At 34.0% G+C, this 3,269-nt stretch carries 2 protein-coding genes and 1 pseudogene; all 3 read left to right on the plus strand.

Annotated elements, in window-relative coordinates; translation table 11 throughout:
• A pseudogene (locus UC75_RS19390) lies at positions 1 to 82 on the plus strand (TetR family transcriptional regulator); the annotation flags it as partial.
• A gap of 319 nt (positions 83 to 401) precedes the next feature.
• A complete protein-coding gene (locus UC75_RS00295; RefSeq protein WP_049836305.1) occupies positions 402 to 1,568 on the plus strand; it encodes a carbohydrate porin in 1,167 nt (388 codons plus the stop codon).
• A 12-nt stretch (positions 1,569 to 1,580) separates the two neighbouring features.
• Positions 1,581 to 2,876 (plus strand): serine hydrolase domain-containing protein, encoded by a 1,296-nt coding sequence (locus UC75_RS00300; RefSeq protein ID WP_049836306.1) that lies wholly within the window; start codon positions 1,581 to 1,583, stop codon positions 2,874 to 2,876.
• The last annotated feature ends 393 nt before the right edge of the window (positions 2,877 to 3,269 follow it).

Consider the following 3,269-nt stretch of genomic DNA (forward strand, 5'->3'; position numbering starts at 1 on the left):
AGCAATGGTTCAGCTTTTAGACCCCAACAAACCAGATGAAAGAAAGCGGTTGCTTGAGTATTTTTTGTTGGGGGTTGGGTGATTTTTTTTGATTATTTAATAGCCTAAGTATTTAAGGGTTATATGTCATTTTTAGACAAGATTCATGTCATTAGTACACAAGTAAAGCCAATATAAATATGTTGAAATCAGATTTATAAAATAGGACTGAAATAAATGAGTAAGCCTAAAGTTATCGATATTTATTAAATATAATTTATTAATTTGTGGTGAAGGAGATTCAAAAACTATCAGAGTTAATAAATATTAAATTGAGCTAGAAATAATCATTATGCCAAGTTTTTAATTATAAAAATATAAAACGTGGAGAGTGATTAATTATATTTAAAGGAAAGGATTCTATGTATATATCTAAACAAGGATGTATAGGTACACTCGTGCTGTTATATAGCATAAGTGCAAATGCAGAAGTGGACCTAAAAGATAACTTTAAGTTCACAGCTAATTTTATTGATTTAGCGATGTATAGCCAAGAAAGTGCTGTAGATGATAATTTTACTAATTCAGCAGGTTTGTTTTTAAATACTGAAATTAAATTGGCAAATGAAAGTCAGGATTTTGGGGTTCTAAAAGCACAATATGTGTTCAATGGTTTAAATGATGATGCACAGCTAAATACTTCAAACAATTGGTTTGGTGGCGTAGCAAGTTATGTCGGTGGAGCAATTGCTGCCAATGATTTGGCTTCATCCCAACTGAGTTTGCTGACTTGGGATAAGTTTTGGAGTGATAAGAAACTCTATACTTCTGTTGGGCGTACTAATCTAAGACGGTATTTCCTCTATAACAATTGTCAAAATATCCTGTTGTGTACTGACCCGATTAAAGGAGCAATGGGTTCATTGCCTACCAACTATGCTTATTGGGGTGGTTACGCCAAATATAATTTATCAGACAATATTTATATGCATGCGGGAGTTTTTGAGGTCAACACAGATGATTATGTCTATAAGAAAAAAGGATTAGATTTTTCCTTTCATCATCAACTAGGTTACACCCAAGTGTATGGCGTAGGATATAAAGATAAAAATAGTAAAGCAGAGTTATTATATTTTTATAATAATTCTGAATATCGTAATGCCTATACTCAAGAAAAATATAATGGTACAGATGGTTTAAACTTTAGATTTAATCATGATTTTAGCAACCAAAATATTCCAACTGTATTTGGTGCTTACTCATATATTGATGAGAAAAATCAGCCTTATAAAAATTATTGGGAACTCGGGTTAAGCTATAAAATTAATCAAGGAAAAAATCATTTAGGCCTGAAGTTTGGTCAGTCTCAGCTCAATGATGATTATGTTTTAATGACACAAAAAATTAATGGTAATAATAATAAAACAACCTCTTTTCTTTCTTTAGATACCGATATTAATTACAAACGCCTAACTCTAAGCCCATTCGTACAATACATCTGGAACCCAGATAACTACTACCGCTCTACAGGAAAAACCTTTAACAACAATGTGATTGTTGGTTTAGTCACGCAAATTAAGCTCTACTAAGGGAAAAAAGAGATGAAGATTACTAAAATAAGCCTACTGTTCACAGGTCTATTCGTCAGTAGTGTCGCTTGCGCTGAATATAGCTGTCAGCAGTTAGAACTAAAAGACTGTCCAACCACAGTAGATAAAAAATTACCTGACCCACATGATATGTTGACATGGACACAGCAGCAAAGGGTGGTTGGTTTTCGAAATACATTCCGTAGTTATGATGGCAGTGTTTTTCATCCTGATAAGAAAAACGTGCTTGCGCTACCAAAATTAAAGAACAGCATTAAAAATAAGGATATCCATTATTCGGTGGATGGCAAAAATTATAATTTAAACGATTACTTAAAAAATCAAAGTGTTGCCGGTCTGATCGTATTGAAAGATGGCAAAATTGCTTATGAGTATTACGGACAAGGCAACAATGAAACGACTCTATGGACTTCACGTTCAGTGGCAAAATCTATTGTGGCAACATTAATTGGAGTCGCTATTCAACAAGGTAAAATCAAATCGGTAGATGATCCAATCATCCAATATTTACCTGATTTGAAAGGAACTGCTTGGGAAAAAGTATCCTTAAAACAGCTTTTGCAACACACCTCGGGTGTTGAGTGGAATGAAAACTATAAAGATCCAAATTCAGATTTTGCAAAAATGACCTACTGTGAGGCAGCCAAGGATCCAGATGCTTGTGTCTATAAAAATGTGAAAAATTTGAAGTCTAAATATGAACCAGGAACGGTATGGTCATATAGCACAGGTGGTGCATATCTGGTGGGTAAAGTCTTAGAGGCGGCAACACATGAAAATATTGCTAAATATCTCGAGGACAATGTCTGGAAACGGGTAGGTATGGAGCGAGAAGGTGTTTGGCAGTCTTATACCCGCAATCAAGTTGATATGGGTGGCCATGGGTTTAATGCAACTTTACGTGATTACGCACGTTTCGGACAATTTATATTGAATGATGGGCGCGTTTCTAATGGAGACAAAATGCTACCCGAAGGTTGGACTACCCAAGCAACAGAATGGAATCAAGCGAAAGGTTCAGTATCTGCAAACTATCCAAACGGTATATATGGTTTTCAATGGTGGAATTCACATGCCAAAAAAGGTTCACCATTAACGACTCAAAATTCTGATGCTACTTTCTGGGGTCTGGGCATCTTTGGACAAATGCTAGCCATTAACCCTAAAGATAAGATTGTCATGATGCAATGGAGTACATGGGAAACTGCAATGCCTTCGGCTGAGCTTGATAATGAAAAAAGCTTATTTTTTAATGCGGTAACTCAGCATCTTACCCAGCAAAAATAAGTGATTTTCTATAGCTTAGATTGTCACTAAATTTTAACGTGATAACTTGGAAATATCTCAAAGTTCCCTTTAAAAAAGTGCTCTTTTGAACATAAAAGAGCACAAATAAAATAAGTATATATTTCATTCAAGGAAATTTTCTCTCTTTTTTGATTTCATCTAAAAGATAAAGTAAAGTGCATTCGCAAGATATTAAATAGAATGAATGGCTTCTTATGAATATTATAAAAGGTACTAATTTTTGGAGATTACTTTCTATTATATTAGGTTTTATTATTTTTCTAGGATTATATTATTTTTTTGTTGTATACCCTAAGGATACAGAGCAAGCTAGAGAGCAATTTTCTGAAGAAGTTATGGCTTCCTTTTTTTGGATGGACTTATCTGATGAAG

This window comes from Acinetobacter sp. V2, from assembly GCF_001188385.1.
GTDB classification, from domain to species: Bacteria; Pseudomonadota; Gammaproteobacteria; order Pseudomonadales; family Moraxellaceae; genus Acinetobacter; species Acinetobacter oleivorans.